This window comes from Arsenicicoccus dermatophilus, assembly GCF_022568795.1.
Lineage (GTDB): Bacteria > Actinomycetota > Actinomycetes > Actinomycetales > Dermatophilaceae > Arsenicicoccus > Arsenicicoccus dermatophilus.
On sequence record NZ_JAKZHU010000001.1, the window covers coordinates 421,070 to 436,456 of the forward strand.

Here is a 15,387-nt window from a genome sequence, read left to right on the forward strand (position 1 = left end):
GGTCACAAGGGCTCGCCATACCGGCTCTCACCTGGGGAGAGATGCGCTCACCCGCATAGGGTTACGCCACAGTCGCCCCACGAGCCGCAGGGGCCCCACCACGACAGCGAGGTCAGCATGGCAACCGTCGATGCGCACCCGTCCGGGCAACCCCACGCCTCGGGCGAGCAGCTCCAGCGCAACCTGTCCAACCGTCACGTCCAGCTCATCGCGATCGGCGGCGCCATCGGCACCGGTCTGTTCATGGGCTCGGGCAAGACGATCCACGCGGCCGGTCCGTCGATCCTGCTCGTCTACGTCGTCGTCGGCGTGATGCTCTTCTTCGTCATGCGCGCCATGGGCGAGCTGCTGCTGCACGATCTGGACTACAAGTCCTTCCAGGACTTCTCCGCCGAGATGCTCGGCCCCTGGGCCGGATTCATGTCCGGCTGGACCTACTGGCTGTGCTGGGTCGTGACCGGCATGGCCGAGATCATCGCCGTCGCGGGCTACTGGAACTTCTGGGTCAACCCCGACCACCCCGGCGACATGAAGCCCCTGTCGCTGGTCCTCGCGCTCGCCATGCTGGCCTTCCTGCTCTTCCTGAACCTGCTGACCGTCAAGCTCTTCGGCGAGATGGAGTTCTGGTTCGCGATCATCAAGGTGGTCGCCATCGTGGCGCTGATCATCATGGGCATCTGGATGCTCGTCACGGTGTTCACCTCGCCCGACGGCACCAAGGCCTCGCTGAGCTACCTGTGGGACCGCGGCGGGTTCTTCCCCAAGGGGCTGAGCGGGTTCGCCGCCGGCTTCCAGATCGCGGTGTTCGCGTTCGTCGGCATCGAGCTCGTCGGCACCACCGCGGCCGAGACCAAGGACCCGGTCACGACGCTGCCCAAGGCGATCAACTCGATCCCGATCCGCGTGATCATCTTCTACGTCCTCGCCCTGCTGGTCATCATGACCGTGACGCCCTGGGACAAGATCGACCCGGCGCAGTCGCCCTTCGTCAACCTGTTCAGCCTGGCCGGCCTGGCCGCGGCCGCCACGATGATGAACTTCGTGGTCCTCACCTCGGCCTCGTCGAGCTGCAACTCGGGGCTCTTCTCCACCTCGCGGATGCTCTACGGCCTGGCCCACAAGGGCATGGCCCCCGCGGCCTTCGGCAAGCTCTCCCCGCGCAAGGTCCCCCAGAACGGCCTGTTCATCTCCGTCATCCTGGTGGCGACCTCGATCCTGCTGATGCTCAACGACTCCGTGATGGGGGCCTTCACCGTCGTCACCACGATCTCGGCGGTGCTGTTCATCTTCGTCTGGTCGCTGATCCTGCTCAGCTACGTCGTCTACCTTCGCCGCCACCCGCAGGCGCACGCCCGCAGCGTCTACAAGATGCCCGGCGCGACCTTCATGCCGTACGTCGTGCTGGCGTTCTTCGGCGTCGTCCTGGTCCTGCTCACCCAGGAGAAGGACACCCTGCAGGCGCTCCTCGTCACGCCGCTGTGGTTCGTGCTGCTCACCGTCGGCTGGTTCGCGATCCGCGGCAAGGTCCGCCACGACGACACGACGAGCGAGGCCGTCCACTGACCCGGACCCCAGCCGTATGACGGAGGGCTCGCCACGGTGCACCGTGGCGAGCCCTCCGTCATACCGGGCTCGTCCGGGGCGCCCAACCGGCGGGCCCGGTCCCGTGACCCCGTCCAGATCGGTGCGGTGGCGCGCAGGTCAGGTGTATCATGGAGCCCATGGTGGCTGTCCGGCCGACTCGCTGCATCGGCGTCGACAGGTTCGGTCCCTGCGCATTGCGCGATCACGAGATCGCCGTCGCCGGCACCTGGGTCGACCCGGAGCTGCGGATGGCTGCTCGACCGTTGATCGAGGCGTTCGCCAGGGAGCTTCCCGGCGCGCCCGGGTTCGTCGTCTACCACCGGGCCCGGCCGGCCAACTTCGTCCTCGCCCACCTGTGGGACGGGCTCGACCTGGTGCAGAGATGCTGGACCTCACCGCTGCACGACCCGGCAGCAGTGTCCGCGCACCGCCCCGGCGCCATCGGATGCGTCTGGGAGCTGGAGATCGTCGCCAGGGAGCGAGATGCCTGGGCGAGGGTCTGCGACACGCCTTCGGCGGCGGAGACCTACCTGTCGTCGCCCCGCCCCGCGTCCTGAGACGCCCTCGCTGTGCTGGGGCTGACCTCAGGGCCTGTTCATCGTTCACCGGCTCGTGATGTCCGTGGCCTGGGCGTGTTCGAGGAGGGTGAGGACGTGCTCGACGCGTCGGTCGGCTGCGGCTGCGGCGGCGTTGGTGTTGGGGGCGCCGGCGGCGCGGAGCGGGTTGGTCGCGGTGTTACGCAGGGTGGCCATGGTGTGGGGTGCGGTGTCGGTGCGTAGCTGGTGGTGGTCCTCGTCGAAGGTCACGTCCCGGACGAGGTGGAGACGGTTCTCGATGACCCAGTGAAGCGTTCGGGCGCGGTGGCCGGGGCTATGCGAGTGCTTCTTGGGGCTGGTTGAGGGTGTAGTAGTCGTTCTCGTACTCGACCGGGGGTCGGTGTCCCAGGCTTGAGTGCAGGCGGTCGTTGTTGTACCAGAAGACCCATCCGGCGGTCGCGTACTCGACGTCGGCCAGGGTGCGGTATGGGCCGTCGTGGAACACGTCGGTGGCGATGCACTCAGTCTTGTACAGGCCGATCTCGCATTCCATGAGGGCGTTGTCGTAGGCGTCGCCCACAGTGCCGATCGATGCGGCGATCCCTTCGAGGGCGAGGTGCTCGGTGAAGGCCAGGCTTGTGTACTGGGCGGGTTCAACCGGTCGATGCAACACCGGCTTGTTCCAGCGATCGTAAGTGCTCGCCGAGCACTTCTGCGGGTGTCTTCCATCCGAGGACCTTGCGGGGCCGGTTGTTCAGGGTGTACGCGATGGCCTGTAGGTCGGTCGCGGTCCAGCGGGACAGGTCGGTGCCCTTGGGGAAGTACTGGCGCAGCAGCCCGTTGGTGTTCTCGTTCGTGGGCCGCTGCCAGGGCGAGTGTGGGTCGGCGAAGAACACCCGGGTGCCGGTCGCCATCGTGAACGCGGCGTGCCCGGACAGCTCCTTGCCGCGGTCCCAGGTGATCGTCGTGCGCAGCTGCTGCGGCAGGTCGCTGATCGCGGCCGTGAGGGCCTGGTTCATCGCGACGGCGCCGTACCCGCCCAGTGAGGTGCCGTTCTTGGCCGGGGGCTGCTCGCCCCACCCTTCCAGCCGGGGTAGGTGGACCAGGATCGTGGCGCGACTGTGCCGCTCGACCAGCGTCCCGATCGCCGAGCGGCCCGTCCCGATGATCAGGTCGCCTTCCCAGTGCCCCGGCACGGCCCGGTCGGCGGCCTCAGGCGGCCGCTGGCTGAGGACGACGTCGGGGGTGACGTGTCCCTGGGCCTTGTTCCGGGACCGCTCGCGCGGGTGACGCAGCGCTCGGCCGGTACGCAGGCAGGCCACCAGCTCGCGTCTGAGCGCGCCACGACCCTCGATGTACAACGCCTGGTAGATCGCCTCGTGGCTGATGCGCATGCCTTCATCATCGGGGAAGTCGATCGACAACCGTTGGCTGATCTGCTCGGGGCTCCACGCCCTCGACCAGCGCCGGTCAGCGCGTCGGGGCTTGTTCAACCCTTTCCACTCGCCGGCGTCCGGGCCGGCCACGACCGTGCCGTCCGGGTGGCAGACCTGCCCGGCGAGCCGGTCCTGGACGTAGGCGCGCAGCCGCGGGTTCGTGACCATCTTCGCGACCTTCGGCCGCTTGGCCGCTTCCTGAGCCTTCCACTGCGCCACGACAGCCCGGTACTCCAACCGATGACCACGGGTAACGGCGTTGCGGCGCAGCTCACGACTGATCGTGCCCGGGTCGCGCTGAAGCTGTCGGGCGATCGAGCGCACCCCCGCCCCCTGGGCACGCAGGATCGCGATCTCCTCACGTTCCTCGAACGACAGATACCGCCCGGACGGGGCACCAAGACTCAGCGGTGGCATCCCCCCAGCGTGACGAAACCACCGCATCCCCACCGGCACGGACACGCCCACCACCAACGCGGCCTGCGCGGTCGTGACCCCCGTCGCGATCACCCGCCAGAACTCCCGCTGCACCGCCCGCGACGGCTGCGGACGGCCCGGGGAACGCATCGGCGGCCGCAACGCCCGATCAGCACGCCACTGCCGACGCACCCCCTCGGGCACATCGCCGGTCCTCATGCTCCAATGCCCGGTCGCCACGACCCGCACCACCCTCCTGCTCAGGGTGTTGCGACGACCAGTTGAATCCGCCCTGCGAGCCGGCGTCGCTGTGCGAGACCAGCTGCCCGGGCGCGACGGGGTGGCCCTGGCGTTCGCGTTCCCACACCGCCATCCGCAAGGGCGTCATGACCAGCGGAGTCGTCTTGGTGGATGCGACGTGCCAGCCGACGATCCGCAGCGAGTAGCAGTCCAGGACGAACGCGACGTAGCAGAACCCGGCCCACGTGCGGACATACGTGAAGTCCATGACCCACTTCGTGTTCGGCGCGTCGGCGGTGAAGTCCCGGTTGAGCAGGTCACCGGCACGGTGACCGTCCTTGCCCGGGATCGTGGTCCTGACCTTCTTGCCGCGTCGCACCCCGGCCAGGCCCAATGCGCTCATCGCGGTGTGGACCCGCCCGTAGGACACGTCATGCCCAGCGCGCAGGAGCAGGGCGTGCATCTTGCGGCGCCCGTACAAGCCTTCGGGCGTCAGGACCCACCGGCCCCGCTCACCGGCGCGTGCCTCGAACCGGTAGGCGCTGCAATGGATCTCGTTCATGAGATAGGCCAGGTCCAGGGCCCGGCTCGAGATGATTCGTGCCCGGGCGGCGTCGTCACGGGTCGCTGCTGACCAGCGACGGTAGGAGCGCGCGGCGACCTGACAGCCCTGAGAGGTCAGGACCTGACAGACCGACTCGACCGCGTACCCCTTGGCCCTCATGGAGTCGATGAAGTCCATGATCAGCGCTTGCGGGAGTCGAGCGCTCCCGCGAAGAAAGTCGTTGCGGCCGAGAGGATCTCGACCTGCTCGCGGAGCTTCTTCACCTCAGCACGTAGGCGAGCGTTCTCAGCGTGTTCCTCACTGGTGACCCCCGCCTTGGCGCCGGTGTCGACGTCGTCCTGGGCGACCCAGCGGCGCAGGGTTTCCTTCGCGACGCCTTCCTGTTTCGCGACAGCCTCACAGGCCTCGGTCCGCGACCGGTAGTGAGCCCGCTGCTCACGCACCAACCTGACCGCCCGCGCGCGGGTGTGCTCGTCGTACTTCTTCGGCATGGATCCGATCCTTCCGGTTCAGACCCGCAAACCCCCGGCCACGCCACCCGAACGCTTCACCTCGAGGTGATCCGGATCGACGAGGGAATGTCGACCGCGAGGTTCTGCGAGCTGCTCGACATTCCCGAACGGACCTGGCGACGTCGGCAAGCCAGAGCCCGAGCCGGTCAGCGGGTGAAGGGTCCGTGGCCGGCGCCAGCGCGTGACCAGAACCGGGCCGCGGTCGCTGCCATGGCGAACCAGCATCCCGCCTGGGGGGCACCGCAAGATCTGGACCATGGTCCGTCACGACGGGCACCAGGTGTCGCCATCGACGGTGTTGCGGATCATGGCCGATGAAGGGCTGCTGCTGCGGGCTGACTACCAGAGACAGCGTCGGGAGCTCGCCAAGCAGCGCAAGGCCGCGTTCGCCGCGCCACCCACGGGGCCGAACCAGGTCTGGCAGCTCGACTTCTCCGAGTACGAGACCACGGGCGGTGGGACCTGGCGCGTGGCCGGGGTCGTGGACTACTTCAGCAAGTACGAGTTCGGCTGGCACTGGTCACCCACCGCGAACCAGCACGACGCGATCGCCGGGGTCGAGCTGGCCCTGGCGGAGGCCGAAGCGATGCTCGACGGCGTCACGCTCGTCGACCATCCGACGGATCCTGACACTGGTGAGATCGTCCCGATCACGCTGGTCACCGACAACGGCGGACCGTTCCGCTCGTTCCGGTTCGAGCACTTCATCACGGCCCACCCCGAGCTGCGCCATGTCCGCACGCGCGTGCGGACGCCTGGGCAGAACGGTGTCCGCGAGCGGGCCTTCCAGTCGTTGAAGTACGAGAGGCTCTACCGCGAGCAGATCGACGACGCTCTCGGCCTGGTCCGCGAGGCCGACGCCTTCCGTGTCGAGTTCAACACCGTCCGCCCGCACGAACACCTCGCGTGGAACCGGCCCGCAGAGGTCCACCACGGCCTGGCCGACCCGACCATCCCCACCTTTCCCGCACCCGAAATCCTGCCAACTACTTGACGCGGGACACCGGCGTTGGAACAGGCCGGTCGTGGGGTGGCGGTGGACGGCACGGATGGGAGTGGTGATCCGGGCGCCGCTGCCCGGTGCAGCCCTTGGCCGCCAGGACGAGGACACCCTGGGCGGTCAGGGGTGCGAGGGTCTGGGGCAGGTGGTGTTCTCGGGCGGCGCGTATGTCGTGACGGGCGCTCGGGCCCGTTGGGGAGCACCACAGCACGCCACCCCTGCACGAGGCGATGACCTGGACGTTCATGCCGTGCCGTCTGGTCTTGCCGCCGTGGTGGGCCCGGTCCGCGTTCTTGGGTCTGGTCCGCACGTGGTCGGTCCCCGGTGGCGGTGCCGATCCTGCACCGAGGTAGGCCTTCGAGCGTGCCTGTTCGAGCGCCTGACCGAGGGTGGGGGCCATGTCGGCGAAGGACCTGACAGTCCTGGAGGACGTGCGGGTACGTCGTCGCCGTGCCGATACCCGCGGCCGGCGCGGTCGTGAGCATCCGGTGGGCGGTGGTGGGGCACGGGCAGCTCGACCGGGGCAGGGCAAGCGCAGCGAAGCTCCTGGCACAGCGACGATCTCGTTCGATCCCCGCCTCCTCCCAGGAGCTTCGATCCGTCCCACGTCACCACGCCGACCCACGTAACAGCGCCAGCCAACATGGAAGAGGCTCCGGGGCCCTGGGGTCAGGGGCAGGCTCACGCGAGGCGATCAGCCAGCCGACGACCGGGCTGCGGCCCAGGCGTCGTAGCCGCCGATCAGGTCGGAGACGTCGGCGAAGCCGGCATGGCGCAGGTAGCTCGCGGCCACGTTGGAGCGCCACCCGCTGGCGCAGGAGACCACGACGGGGCGGGTGGGGTCGAGCTCGGCGAGGCGCTGCGCGAGCTGAGGCAGGGGGATGTTGGTGGCACCGGGGATGGTGCCGTCGGCGACCTCTCCGGGGCCGCGCACGTCGATGAGCTGGGCGTCGGCGGGAACCGTGTCGAGCTCGTCGACGCGCAACCGGCTGGCGTGTGCGACAGCCTCGGGGTTGGCGTCAAGGTGCGCGGCGAGGTCGGGCAGATAGCCCAGGACATGGTCGTACCCGATGCGGGCCAGGCGGGTGGCGCTGGTCTGCTCGAGGCCCTCGGGAGCAACCAGGACGATGCGCTGGTCGGGGCGCAGGAGCATGCCGACGGTCTCGGCGGTGCGCCCGTCGGCAGGCACGTTGACCGATCCGACGAGGTGGGCTGCGGCGTACTCGGCCGTGGGACGGGTGTCCACGACGACGGCGCCGCCGGTCAGGGCCTGGCGCAGGGCCTCCTCGTCCAGCGCCGGAACCGGGCGCCGGTCGAGGGTGGGGCGCTGCTGCTTGTTCAGCGCGGCGTCGTAGGCGAAGTAGGCGGGAGCGGCAGGCTGGCCCTCGGTGACGACGGCGACGAACTCGTCCTCGCTCATCGGCCGGCACGCGTAGTTCGTGCGCCGCTGCTCGCCGATGGTGGACTGCCGCTCGGTGGAGAGGTTCTTGCCGCACGCGGACCCGGCACCGTGCGCGGGAAAGACGCGCACGGCGTCGCTGAGGGCCATGAGCTTGTGCTGGACCGAGTCGTAGAGCTGGCGGGCGAGCTCGTCGGCGGTCGTGCCCACCGAGGCGAGCAGATCGGGGCGCCCGACGTCGCCGATGAACAGCGCGTCGCCGGTCAGGACGCCGTAGGCCGTCTCGTCGTCGGCGTGCTCGAAGACCAGCACGGAGATCGACTCCGGCGTGTGGCCCGGGGTGCTCATGATCTGGAGCGTCACGTCGCCGAGGCTGACGCGCTCGCCGTCGCTCAGGCTGCGGTGCGCGAATTCGGGGGATGCGGCGTCGCCATACCCGATCCACGCCCCGGTGCTCTCGGCGAGCTCGAGGTGCCCGGACACGAAGTCGGCGTGGAAGTGCGTGTTGATGATGCCGACGATCGTCAAGCCCCGGGTGCTCGCCTCCTCGAGGTACTCGGTGACGTCACGGCGGGGATCGACGACGACGGCCTGCTGGGTGCCCTCGTCCGCGACGAGGTACGACGCCTGGGACAGGCAGTCCAGGTAGTGCTGCGTGAAGATCATGAGCGTCCTTCCAGAAGGGCCGCGGACCGTCCGGACGGTCCGGCAGCGGGGTGCGGACTCGACGGGTGCGAGCCAGACCGGCGGGGCTCCAACCGGATTCCGGCGCCTCCCATGGCGCTCATCATACCCCCGGGGGTATGATGAGGTGTCCTTTGCCAGCCCATCCAGCGCACGCGGATGTCGACGAAAGGAAGCGCCATGTCTCACGATTCATCACGGGCGTACACGATCGTCATCGTAGGCGCCGGGACCGCCGGCGCAACGGTGGCGGCGCGGCTCCGGCGGGCCGGAGCTCGCGACGTCGCCCTCGTCGACCCTGATGACTGGCACTACTACCAGCCGCTGTGGACCCTCGCCGGCGGTGGGCGTGCCGACGTGCAGGACAGCCGTCGACCGCGGTCCGGGCTCGTGCCCCGCGGCGTCTCGTGGATCCAGGACGCGGCCGTGGGTGTCGACCCGGAGCGCAGGACGGTGCAGCTGCGCGACGGCGGAGAGGTCTCCTACCGCCAGCTCGTCATGGCGCCCGGTCTCCAGCTCGACTGGACGAAGATTCCCGGGCTCGCGCAGACCATCGGCAGCAACGGCACGTCGAGCAACTATCGCTTCGACCTCGCCCCCAGGACCTGGGACCTGATCCGCGCCACCAGGTCGGGGACAGCCGTCTTCGCCATGCCGTCCGGGCCCATCAAGTGCGCTGGCGCCCCGCAGAAGATCGCCTACCTCGCGGCCGACCACTGGCGGCGCGAGGGTGTCCTGGGCGACATCGACGTCCATCTGGTGCTGCCCATGCCGGGGATGTTCGGCATCCCGAAGTTCGCGCAGATCCTGGCCGACACCGCTGCCGGCTACGGGATCACCGTGCATCTGTCCAGCGAGATCAGCTCTGTCGACGGCCCCGGACGCACCGTCACCATCCGTTCCCTGGTGACCGGCCGGACCAGCGAGATCGAGTACACCATGGCCCATCTGGTCCCGCCCCAGTCCGCCCCCGACTGGGTCAAGTCCTCTGCCCTCGCCGACCCGTCCGACCCTGGCGGATATGTCGACGTCGACCAGCACACGCTGCAGCACCGGCGCTACCCCGACGTCTTCGCCCTCGGTGACGTCGCCGGCACCCCGAGCTCCAAGACCGGTGCCGCCGTCCGCCACCAGGCCCCCGTCGTGGTGCGCAACATGCTCGACGCCTGGCGCGGTCGAGAGCTGACCGGCCGCTACGACGGGTACGCGTCGTGCCCGCTCACGTTGTCCCACCGGCGGTTGCTGCTCGCGGAGTTCGACTACTCGATGCAGCCCGCTCCGAGCAACCCGCTGCCGTGGCCCGACACCACCGAACCCCTCGTGGACTTCAACCAGCTCAAGAAGACCGGCCTGCCCCTGATGTATTGGCACGGGATGCTCAGGGGTCTCGTCTGACGGTGCCCTGGCCCGGGTCGCCCTGGCGAGCACGACCCCGGCCAGCCGCCCGGGAGCGACCCCGTCCTGGGAGGCCCCGTCGGGGCCTCCCAGCCTCAGACGGGCCAGGTCTCCTGCCGCCAGGCCGCGTCCCAGAACATCCACTCGTAGCGCGACGCCGTCGCGTAGGCCACGTGCATGCGCTCGACGGTCTCGGCGCAGGCGCCCTCGGCGCACCGGTCGGCGATCGCCTTGGCGGTGGCGACCGAGGCGGCGAAGGCCTCGTCGGCATAGGTGCCGATCCAGTCGCCGTAGGCGTGGGTGGTGAGGTCGCCGGCGCTCCGCAGCAGCGCGTCCCCCACGTCCTGGTAGATCCAGTAGCAGGGCAGCACCCCGGCCACCGCGACGGCATACGAGCCCTGCGTCGTCAGCGACGCGAGGTAGGACGTGTAGGCCAGGCAGGTGGGGGAGCGGGTGACCGCGGCGAAGTCCTGGACGTGGGCGCCGTGGAGCTCGCGCTCGACGGCGACCGCGGTGCGTGCCGAGTCGGCCCAGAAGGTCGTGTCGTCCGGGTCGGTCGCCTGCCCGGCGAGGGTCGCCAGGACCCGGGCGTAGTCCGCGAGGTAGAGCGCGTCCTGGGCCATGTAGTAGGTGAAGCGCTCGCGGTCCAGGGTGCCGTCGCCGAGCCCGCGCACGAAGGGCAGCTCGTCGATCGCCGTGCGGATGGCGCGCGAGCGCTCCCAGGTGTCGAGGGTGAAGGTCATCTCAGCTCCAGGTGGCGTGGAAGTGGTGGACCGGTCCGTGGCCGTGGCCGACCTGCAGCTCGTCGGCGCGGTGGAGGGCATCGGTGAGCCAGCGCTTGGCGTCGGTGACCGTGGTCGTCCAGTCGGGGCGCTGCGGTCGCAGGGCCGCCAGCGCGGAGGACAGGGTGCAGCCCGTGCCGTGGGTGTTGCGGGTGTCGACCCGCTCGCTCCACCCCGCGACGCAGGTGTCGGCGTCGGCATACACGTCGGTCGCCCGATCGCCCTCGTCCAGGTGTCCGCCCTTGAGGTAGACGCGCCGCGCGCCCGCGTCGACGAGTCGCCGCGCCTGGTCGAGCATCTCGTCCACGTGTCCGGCCGGCTCGCAGCCGAGGAGCACGGCGGCCTCAGGGATGTTGGGAGTGATGATCCCGGCGAGCGGCACCAGGTCTCGCACGGCGGCGACGGCGTCGTCGGCGAGGAGCCGGTCGCCGCTGGTGGCGACCATGACCGGGTCGAGGACGATCGGCAGCTCGGTGCCACCCTCGTGCGCCCGCAGCTGCTCCAGGCAGGCGCGGACCGCGGCGGTCACCGAGGCGTCGGCGAGCATCCCGATCTTGACGGCGTCCACGGCGACGTCGGCGAGGAGGGTGTCGAGCTGCTCGGTGACGAAGCTCGCGGGCACCGGGTGGACGCCGGTCACGCCCTGGGTCGACTAAGCCGTCAGGGCGGTGATCACGCACGTGCCGTAGGCCCCGAGGGCGCTGAAGGTCTTGAGGTCGGCCTGGATCCCGGCGCCGCCCGAGGGATCGGAGCCGGCGATCGACAGGACCTTGGGTGGGGGAGTCATCGTGGGGCGTCCTTCCAGCGGGTGCGCAGCAGGGTCGCGGCGGCCCGGGGGTCGGGGGCGGCGCAGACGGCGCTGACGACGGCGGCGCCGGCGACGCCGGTGGCGGGCAGCTCGCCGATGCGGTCGGCGCTGATGCCGCCGATGGCGACGGTGGGCCAGGGACTCGCGGCGGCGAGCCGGGCGATCCCGGCGGGTCCGGACGGTATGGCGGCGTCCGGCTTGGTCGTCTGGTCCCAGACCGGCCCGAGACCGAGGTAGTCCAGGGTGCCGTCGGGCAGCGCCCGAGCCGCCTCGACGTGCTCGACGGTCTGGCAGGACAGGCCGAGCAGGGCGTCCGGGCCGAGGAGCTCGCGGGTGCGCACCGGGTCGAGGTCGCCCTGGCCGACGTGGGCGCCGTGGGCCCCGGCAGGCCGGACGAGGTGCACCCGGTCGTTGAGCAGGACGGGCACTCCGGTGCCGACCAGCGCGGCGACGACCTCGCGGGAGATCCGCAGGAAGGTGTCGTCGTCTGCCTCGGGGTCGCGCACCTGCACGACCGTGGCACCCCCGTCGACGGCGGCTCGGACGAGAGGCGCGACCCGGCCGGCGCCGCCCGCCATGACGGTGTCGGTGACGAGATAGACGGTGAGGTCGAGCGGCGGCCGGGTCATGACAGCCGCACCGCCTCGGCCACCTCGTCGGGGGTGACCAGGGCCAGCTCGTCGAGCAGGGCCACCGCGAAGCTGCCGGGGCCGCGGGTGGCCGCGGCAGCCCGCTCGGCCGCCACGCACAGCAGGGCCGTGGCAGCGGTCGCGGCGACGAGCCGGTCCTCGCAGACCGCGGCGAAGCCCGCCATCAGGGCGCCCAGCGCGCACCCGACCCCGGTGACCCGGGTCATCAGCTCGTGGCCGTTGGCGACGCGGACCAGGCGTTCGCCGTCGGTGAGGTGGTCGACCGGCCCGCTCACGGCGACCACGGTGCCGTGGTCGCGGGCCAGGGACCGCGCCTGCTCGAGCACCTCCTCGGGCCGGGCGGCGGAGTCCACGCCCCGGCCGCCGAGCCCGCCGAGCAGTCCGGAGACCTCCGAGGCGTTGCCGCGCACGATCGCCGGGGCGTGCACCCCGATCAGCTCGCTCGCGACCTGCGTGCGCCACGGCAGCCCGCCCGCCGCCACGGGGTCGAGGACCCAGGGGGTGCCCGTCTGCGCGGCGCCCTGGACGGCGGCGCGCATGGCCGCCGTCGTGTCGTCGTACGGCGTGCCCGTGTTGACCAGGACGCCGCCCGCCACCTGGGCGAACAGGCCCGCCTCGTGCGGGTTGTCCACCATCGCGGGGGCCGCTCCTGCGGCGAGCAGGACGTTGGCCGTCCACTGCGCGACCACGATGTTGGTCAGGCTCTGGACGAGGGGGCTGCCCTCGCGCAGGCGCTGCACCGCCTCGCCGACCTGCCGGGGTGAGACCGGGGTGTGCTCGGCCATGCGACGTCCCTTCGCCAGTGCTGGCCAGATCAGGTTCGACGGGTGTGATCTCAGCCCTCGAGGGGCACCCCGCGTCGTGGTCGCACCCTAGCCCACCCTCGGTCGGATACGGTCGGGGGGAGGCACGGGAGGGGACCTGAGATGACCTGGACCAAGGTGGGCGCCCTGCTGCTGAGCGGGTTGCTGGTCGCCGGGGCGTCGGCGTGCGGCGGCGCCCCGGACAAGCCCGCGCGCAGCGCGGCCGACCGGCTCGCCGCCGCTCGCAGAACGCTCGACGCGAGCCCCTCGGTGCGGGTGGACCTCTCCTCGCCGGACTTCCCGGCCAAGGCCGAGGGGGTCACCGCCGCCAAGGGGGTGGTGACCCACCAGCCGGCCTTCCAGGGCTCCCTGACCGTGCGCGCCCGCGGCCTGTCCGGCACCGTTGACGTGGTGTCCGTCGGTGGGACGCTGCGCCTGCGCCTGCCCTTCACCCGGTCCTACGTGCCGGCCCGGGCCGCGGACTACGGCGCCCCTGACCCGGCCGACCTGCTCTCGCCCGACAAAGGAATCTCTTCGCTGCTCGGCGCGGTGCAGTCGCCCGCGCTGGGTGACAGGAAGCGCGACGGCAGCGCCGAGGTGCAGACGATCACCGGGACCCTGCCCGGCGACCAGGTCGTCGACGTGCTCGCGGCAGGGCAGCGCGGGGCGACCTTCCCCGTCTCCTTCCAGGTCGGCGACGACGACCGGGTCCGCTCGGTGACTGTCACCGGCCCGTTCTTCCCCGCGACCGGCGCCACGAGCCGGTACGACGTCCGCCTCGACGGCTATGGCGAGCAGGTCACCGTTCGTGCCCCCTGACGCGCGCGGGGTCGGCGGCACCCACCCGGGTGGCCTGCTGGCGGCCGCTTCCTTCGCGGTGCTGCTGGCGGCCGCCGACACCTATGTCGTGGTCCTCGCCCTGCCCGACATGATGGCCGGGGTCGGTCTCGGCATCGACGCGATGCAGCGGGCGACCCCCATCATCAGCGGCTTCCTGCTCGGCTACGTCGCCGTGCTGCCCCTCGTCGGGCGGCTCGCCGACCTCGTCGACCGGGCCCGCGTCCTGCGGGCGCTGCTCGTGGTCTTCCTCGTCGGGTCGGTGGTGACCGCGCTCGCGACCGAGCTGCCGGTCCTCGTGGGTGGCCGGGTCCTGCAGGGTCTCGGCGGCGGCGGCCTGGTGCCGGCCACGCTGGCGCTCGTCGCGGACGGCTGGCCCCCCGCCCGGCGCGGGGTGCCGCTCGGCGTGGTCGGCGCGGTGCAGGAGCTCGGCTCCGTGGTGGGGCCGCTCCTCGGCGCAGCCGTGCTCGCGGTCGGCACCTGGCGAGACGTGTTCTGGCTCAACGCAGCCCTGGCCGCGGCGCTGTGGTGCGCGGTGGCCGCGCTGAGCCGTCCGGGCCCCGCGGCGCGGTCCGTCGCCCTGGACGGGCCGGCCCCTGCGCGGGCGACCCCGGGTGCCTCGTCCCCACGTCGTGGTGGTCGGGCGCTTCCTGCCGGCATACGGCAGCTGGTCCTCGGGATCGCCCTGTCCGCCCTGCTCCTGGCGCTGTGGGCGCCGGAGGTCCTGGTCACCCACCTCACCTGGGGGTGGGGCTACCTGCCGCTCGGGTCCCGGGCTCGTCTCGCCACCCCGCTCGGCGCCGGAGCCGCGGTCCTGCTCCTGGTCTGGCTGGGCCTGTCCTGGCGCGGCTGGGCCCCGGTGCTGAGCCAGGTCGACCTGCTCGCGGCGCTGCTGGTCGCGGGCGCGCTGGGCTGCCTGGTGCTGACCTTCGCGACCGCCGACCCAGCCGTGCAGGTCGTCGGCCCGCAGGGCCTGTGGCTGCTGCCGCTGGGCGCGCTGTGCACCGCGGGGTGGGCGCTCCGGCACCGCACCGCCGTGGTGCCGCTGGTGCCCCGCGGCCTGCTGCGTCGGGACGCGGCGACGGCCCTGGTGGTGTCCCTGCTGGTGGGCGCGGCCCTCGCCGCGGTGGTCGTCGACGTGCCCGTGCTCGCCCGCCTCACCGTCGCCGGCACCCAGGCCGCGGCGGCGATGGTGCTGCTGCGGTTCCTGGTGGCGCTGCCCGCCGGGGCCCTGCTCGGCGGTTTGCTCCTGCGGCGCGTCGGACCCTCCTGGGTGTCGGCCGCCGGGCTGGCCCTCGCCGCCCTCGGACTGGCCGAGATGGCGCGCTGGACCACCGGGGCACTGACCACCGCGGCGGCGACGCCCACCCTCGCCCTGGTGGGGCTCGGCCTCGGGCTGGCGCTCGCCCCGGTCAACGCCGCCGCCCTGGCCGAGGTCGCCCCCGAGAGCCACGGGAGCATGAGCTCGCTGGTGGTGCTGGCCCGGATGGTCGGGATGATCGTCGGCCTGGCCCTGCTCACGGCGATCGGGCTGCGGCGTTTCTACGCCGCCACCACGCACCTGCCGGACCCCACCGACCCCACGGCGCTGCTCGCCGCGGCCATGGTGCAGGTGCAGACGGTCTTCTGGGGGGCGGCCGGTTGTGCTGCCCTCGCTGCCGTCCTCTCGCTGACGCTGCGTCGTCGCTCCGTCCCCGAGCGCGGTTGAGGCCACCTGCGCGGATTGCTCGTGGTGCACA

At 71.5% G+C, this 15,387-nt stretch carries 13 protein-coding genes, 4 pseudogenes and 1 riboswitch; of the genes and pseudogenes, 6 read left to right on the top strand and 11 right to left on the bottom strand.

The window, feature by feature from the left end; genetic code table 11:
* Positions 1-117 precede the first annotated feature (117 nt).
* Positions 118-1,563 carry an amino acid permease gene (locus MM438_RS02005; protein ID WP_241450123.1) on the top strand — a complete coding sequence of 482 codons (1,446 nt, stop codon included), beginning with the start codon at positions 118-120 and terminating at the stop codon, positions 1,561-1,563.
* A gap of 158 nt (positions 1,564-1,721) precedes the next feature.
* The gene (locus MM438_RS02010) at positions 1,722-2,141 is read left to right on the top strand and encodes a hypothetical protein (RefSeq protein WP_241450124.1); all 420 of its coding nucleotides are present in this window, start codon (positions 1,722-1,724) and stop codon (positions 2,139-2,141) included.
* Positions 2,142-2,186: 45 nt separating this feature from the next.
* Here the strand turns inward: MM438_RS02010 and MM438_RS02015 are convergent, their stop codons facing one another.
* The 6 genes and pseudogenes from MM438_RS02015 to MM438_RS02040 form a co-directional block, all read right to left on the bottom strand.
* Complete coding sequence (locus MM438_RS02015) at positions 2,187-2,390, bottom strand: hypothetical protein (protein ID WP_241450125.1); 204 nt, start codon at positions 2,388-2,390, stop codon at positions 2,187-2,189.
* A 64-nt stretch (positions 2,391-2,454) separates the two neighbouring features.
* Positions 2,455-2,772, bottom strand: a pseudogene (locus MM438_RS02020) (integrase core domain-containing protein); the annotation flags it as partial.
* 1 nt (position 2,773) lies between these two features.
* Positions 2,774-4,192 (bottom strand): IS30 family transposase, encoded by a 1,419-nt coding sequence (locus MM438_RS02025; protein ID WP_241450126.1) that lies wholly within the window; start codon positions 4,190-4,192, stop codon positions 2,774-2,776.
* Positions 4,193-4,259: 67 nt separating this feature from the next.
* Positions 4,260-4,592 (bottom strand): annotated as a pseudogene (locus MM438_RS17085) (DDE-type integrase/transposase/recombinase); the annotation flags it as partial.
* A pseudogene (locus tag MM438_RS17090) lies at positions 4,587-4,955 on the bottom strand (IS3 family transposase); the annotation flags it as partial. The pseudogenes MM438_RS17085 and MM438_RS17090, both read right to left, overlap by 6 nt.
* Before the next feature lie 2 nt (positions 4,956-4,957).
* On the bottom strand, positions 4,958-5,269 hold the full coding sequence (locus MM438_RS02040) for a transposase (protein ID WP_241450127.1): 312 nt from the start codon (positions 5,267-5,269) through the stop codon (positions 4,958-4,960).
* 277 nt (positions 5,270-5,546) lie between these two features.
* Here MM438_RS02040 and MM438_RS02045 point away from each other — a divergent pair, with 277 nt between their 5' ends.
* Positions 5,547-6,284: a DDE-type integrase/transposase/recombinase gene (locus MM438_RS02045; protein ID WP_241450128.1), complete on the top strand. Its 738-nt coding sequence runs from the start codon at positions 5,547-5,549 to the stop codon at positions 6,282-6,284.
* Between the two features lie 700 nt (positions 6,285-6,984).
* Here MM438_RS02045 and MM438_RS02050 read toward each other — a convergent pair.
* The gene (locus MM438_RS02050) at positions 6,985-8,355 is read right to left on the bottom strand and encodes an MBL fold metallo-hydrolase (protein ID WP_241450129.1); all 1,371 of its coding nucleotides are present in this window, start codon (positions 8,353-8,355) and stop codon (positions 6,985-6,987) included.
* A 198-nt stretch (positions 8,356-8,553) separates the two neighbouring features.
* Here MM438_RS02050 and MM438_RS02055 point away from each other — a divergent pair, with 198 nt between their 5' ends.
* On the top strand, positions 8,554-9,768 hold the full coding sequence (locus MM438_RS02055) for an NAD(P)/FAD-dependent oxidoreductase (RefSeq protein ID WP_241450130.1): 1,215 nt from the start codon (positions 8,554-8,556) through the stop codon (positions 9,766-9,768).
* A gap of 95 nt (positions 9,769-9,863) precedes the next feature.
* Here MM438_RS02055 and tenA read toward each other — a convergent pair whose 3' ends face one another.
* From tenA to thiM, 4 genes and pseudogenes are all read right to left on the bottom strand, one after another.
* Positions 9,864-10,511: a thiaminase II gene (tenA, locus tag MM438_RS02060; RefSeq protein ID WP_241450131.1), complete on the bottom strand. Its 648-nt coding sequence runs from the start codon at positions 10,509-10,511 to the stop codon at positions 9,864-9,866.
* Between the two features lies 1 nt (position 10,512).
* Positions 10,513-11,337 (bottom strand): annotated as a pseudogene (gene thiD / locus MM438_RS02065) (bifunctional hydroxymethylpyrimidine kinase/phosphomethylpyrimidine kinase).
* Positions 11,334-11,987: a thiamine phosphate synthase gene (gene thiE / locus MM438_RS02070; protein WP_241450132.1), complete on the bottom strand. Its 654-nt coding sequence runs from the start codon at positions 11,985-11,987 to the stop codon at positions 11,334-11,336. Before thiE ends, thiD begins: the two are co-directional and overlap by 4 nt.
* The gene (thiM, locus tag MM438_RS02075) at positions 11,984-12,793 is read right to left on the bottom strand and encodes a hydroxyethylthiazole kinase (protein WP_241450133.1); all 810 of its coding nucleotides are present in this window, start codon (positions 12,791-12,793) and stop codon (positions 11,984-11,986) included. The genes thiE and thiM overlap by 4 nt, the downstream gene beginning before the upstream one ends.
* A riboswitch (TPP riboswitch) is annotated at positions 12,783-12,875 on the bottom strand. Its footprint overlaps the gene before it by 11 nt.
* A gap of 59 nt (positions 12,876-12,934) precedes the next feature.
* Here thiM and MM438_RS02080 point away from each other — a divergent pair.
* Positions 12,935-13,630, top strand: a complete 696-nt coding sequence (locus MM438_RS02080; protein WP_241450134.1) for an LppX_LprAFG lipoprotein — start codon at positions 12,935-12,937, stop codon at positions 13,628-13,630.
* The gene (locus MM438_RS02085) at positions 13,620-15,356 is read left to right on the top strand and encodes an MFS transporter (protein WP_241450135.1); all 1,737 of its coding nucleotides are present in this window, start codon (positions 13,620-13,622) and stop codon (positions 15,354-15,356) included. Before MM438_RS02080 ends, MM438_RS02085 begins: the two co-directional genes overlap by 11 nt.
* Positions 15,357-15,387: the final 31 nt, after the last annotated feature.

Excerpts from the sequence above, each read along its gene's own strand:
- MM438_RS02025 (WP_241450126.1), bottom strand. The coding sequence starts at position 4,192 with ATGAGGACCGGCGATGTGCCCGAGGGGGTGCGTCGGCAGTGGCGTGCT.
- MM438_RS02040 (WP_241450127.1), bottom strand. The coding sequence starts at position 5,269 with ATGCCGAAGAAGTACGACGAGCACACCCGCGCGCGGGCGGTCAGGTTG.
- MM438_RS02005 (WP_241450123.1), top strand. The coding sequence starts at position 118 with ATGGCAACCGTCGATGCGCACCCGTCCGGGCAACCCCACGCCTCGGGC.
- thiE (WP_241450132.1), bottom strand. The coding sequence starts at position 11,987 with ATGACCCGGCCGCCGCTCGACCTCACCGTCTATCTCGTCACCGACACC.
- thiM (WP_241450133.1), bottom strand. The coding sequence starts at position 12,793 with ATGGCCGAGCACACCCCGGTCTCACCCCGGCAGGTCGGCGAGGCGGTG.
- MM438_RS02045 (WP_241450128.1), top strand. The coding sequence starts at position 5,547 with ATGGTCCGTCACGACGGGCACCAGGTGTCGCCATCGACGGTGTTGCGG.
- tenA (WP_241450131.1), bottom strand. The coding sequence starts at position 10,511 with ATGACCTTCACCCTCGACACCTGGGAGCGCTCGCGCGCCATCCGCACG.
- MM438_RS02055 (WP_241450130.1), top strand. The coding sequence starts at position 8,554 with ATGTCTCACGATTCATCACGGGCGTACACGATCGTCATCGTAGGCGCC.
- MM438_RS02050 (WP_241450129.1), bottom strand. The coding sequence starts at position 8,355 with ATGATCTTCACGCAGCACTACCTGGACTGCCTGTCCCAGGCGTCGTAC.
- MM438_RS02080 (WP_241450134.1), top strand. The coding sequence starts at position 12,935 with ATGACCTGGACCAAGGTGGGCGCCCTGCTGCTGAGCGGGTTGCTGGTC.
- MM438_RS02010 (WP_241450124.1), top strand. The coding sequence starts at position 1,722 with ATGGTGGCTGTCCGGCCGACTCGCTGCATCGGCGTCGACAGGTTCGGT.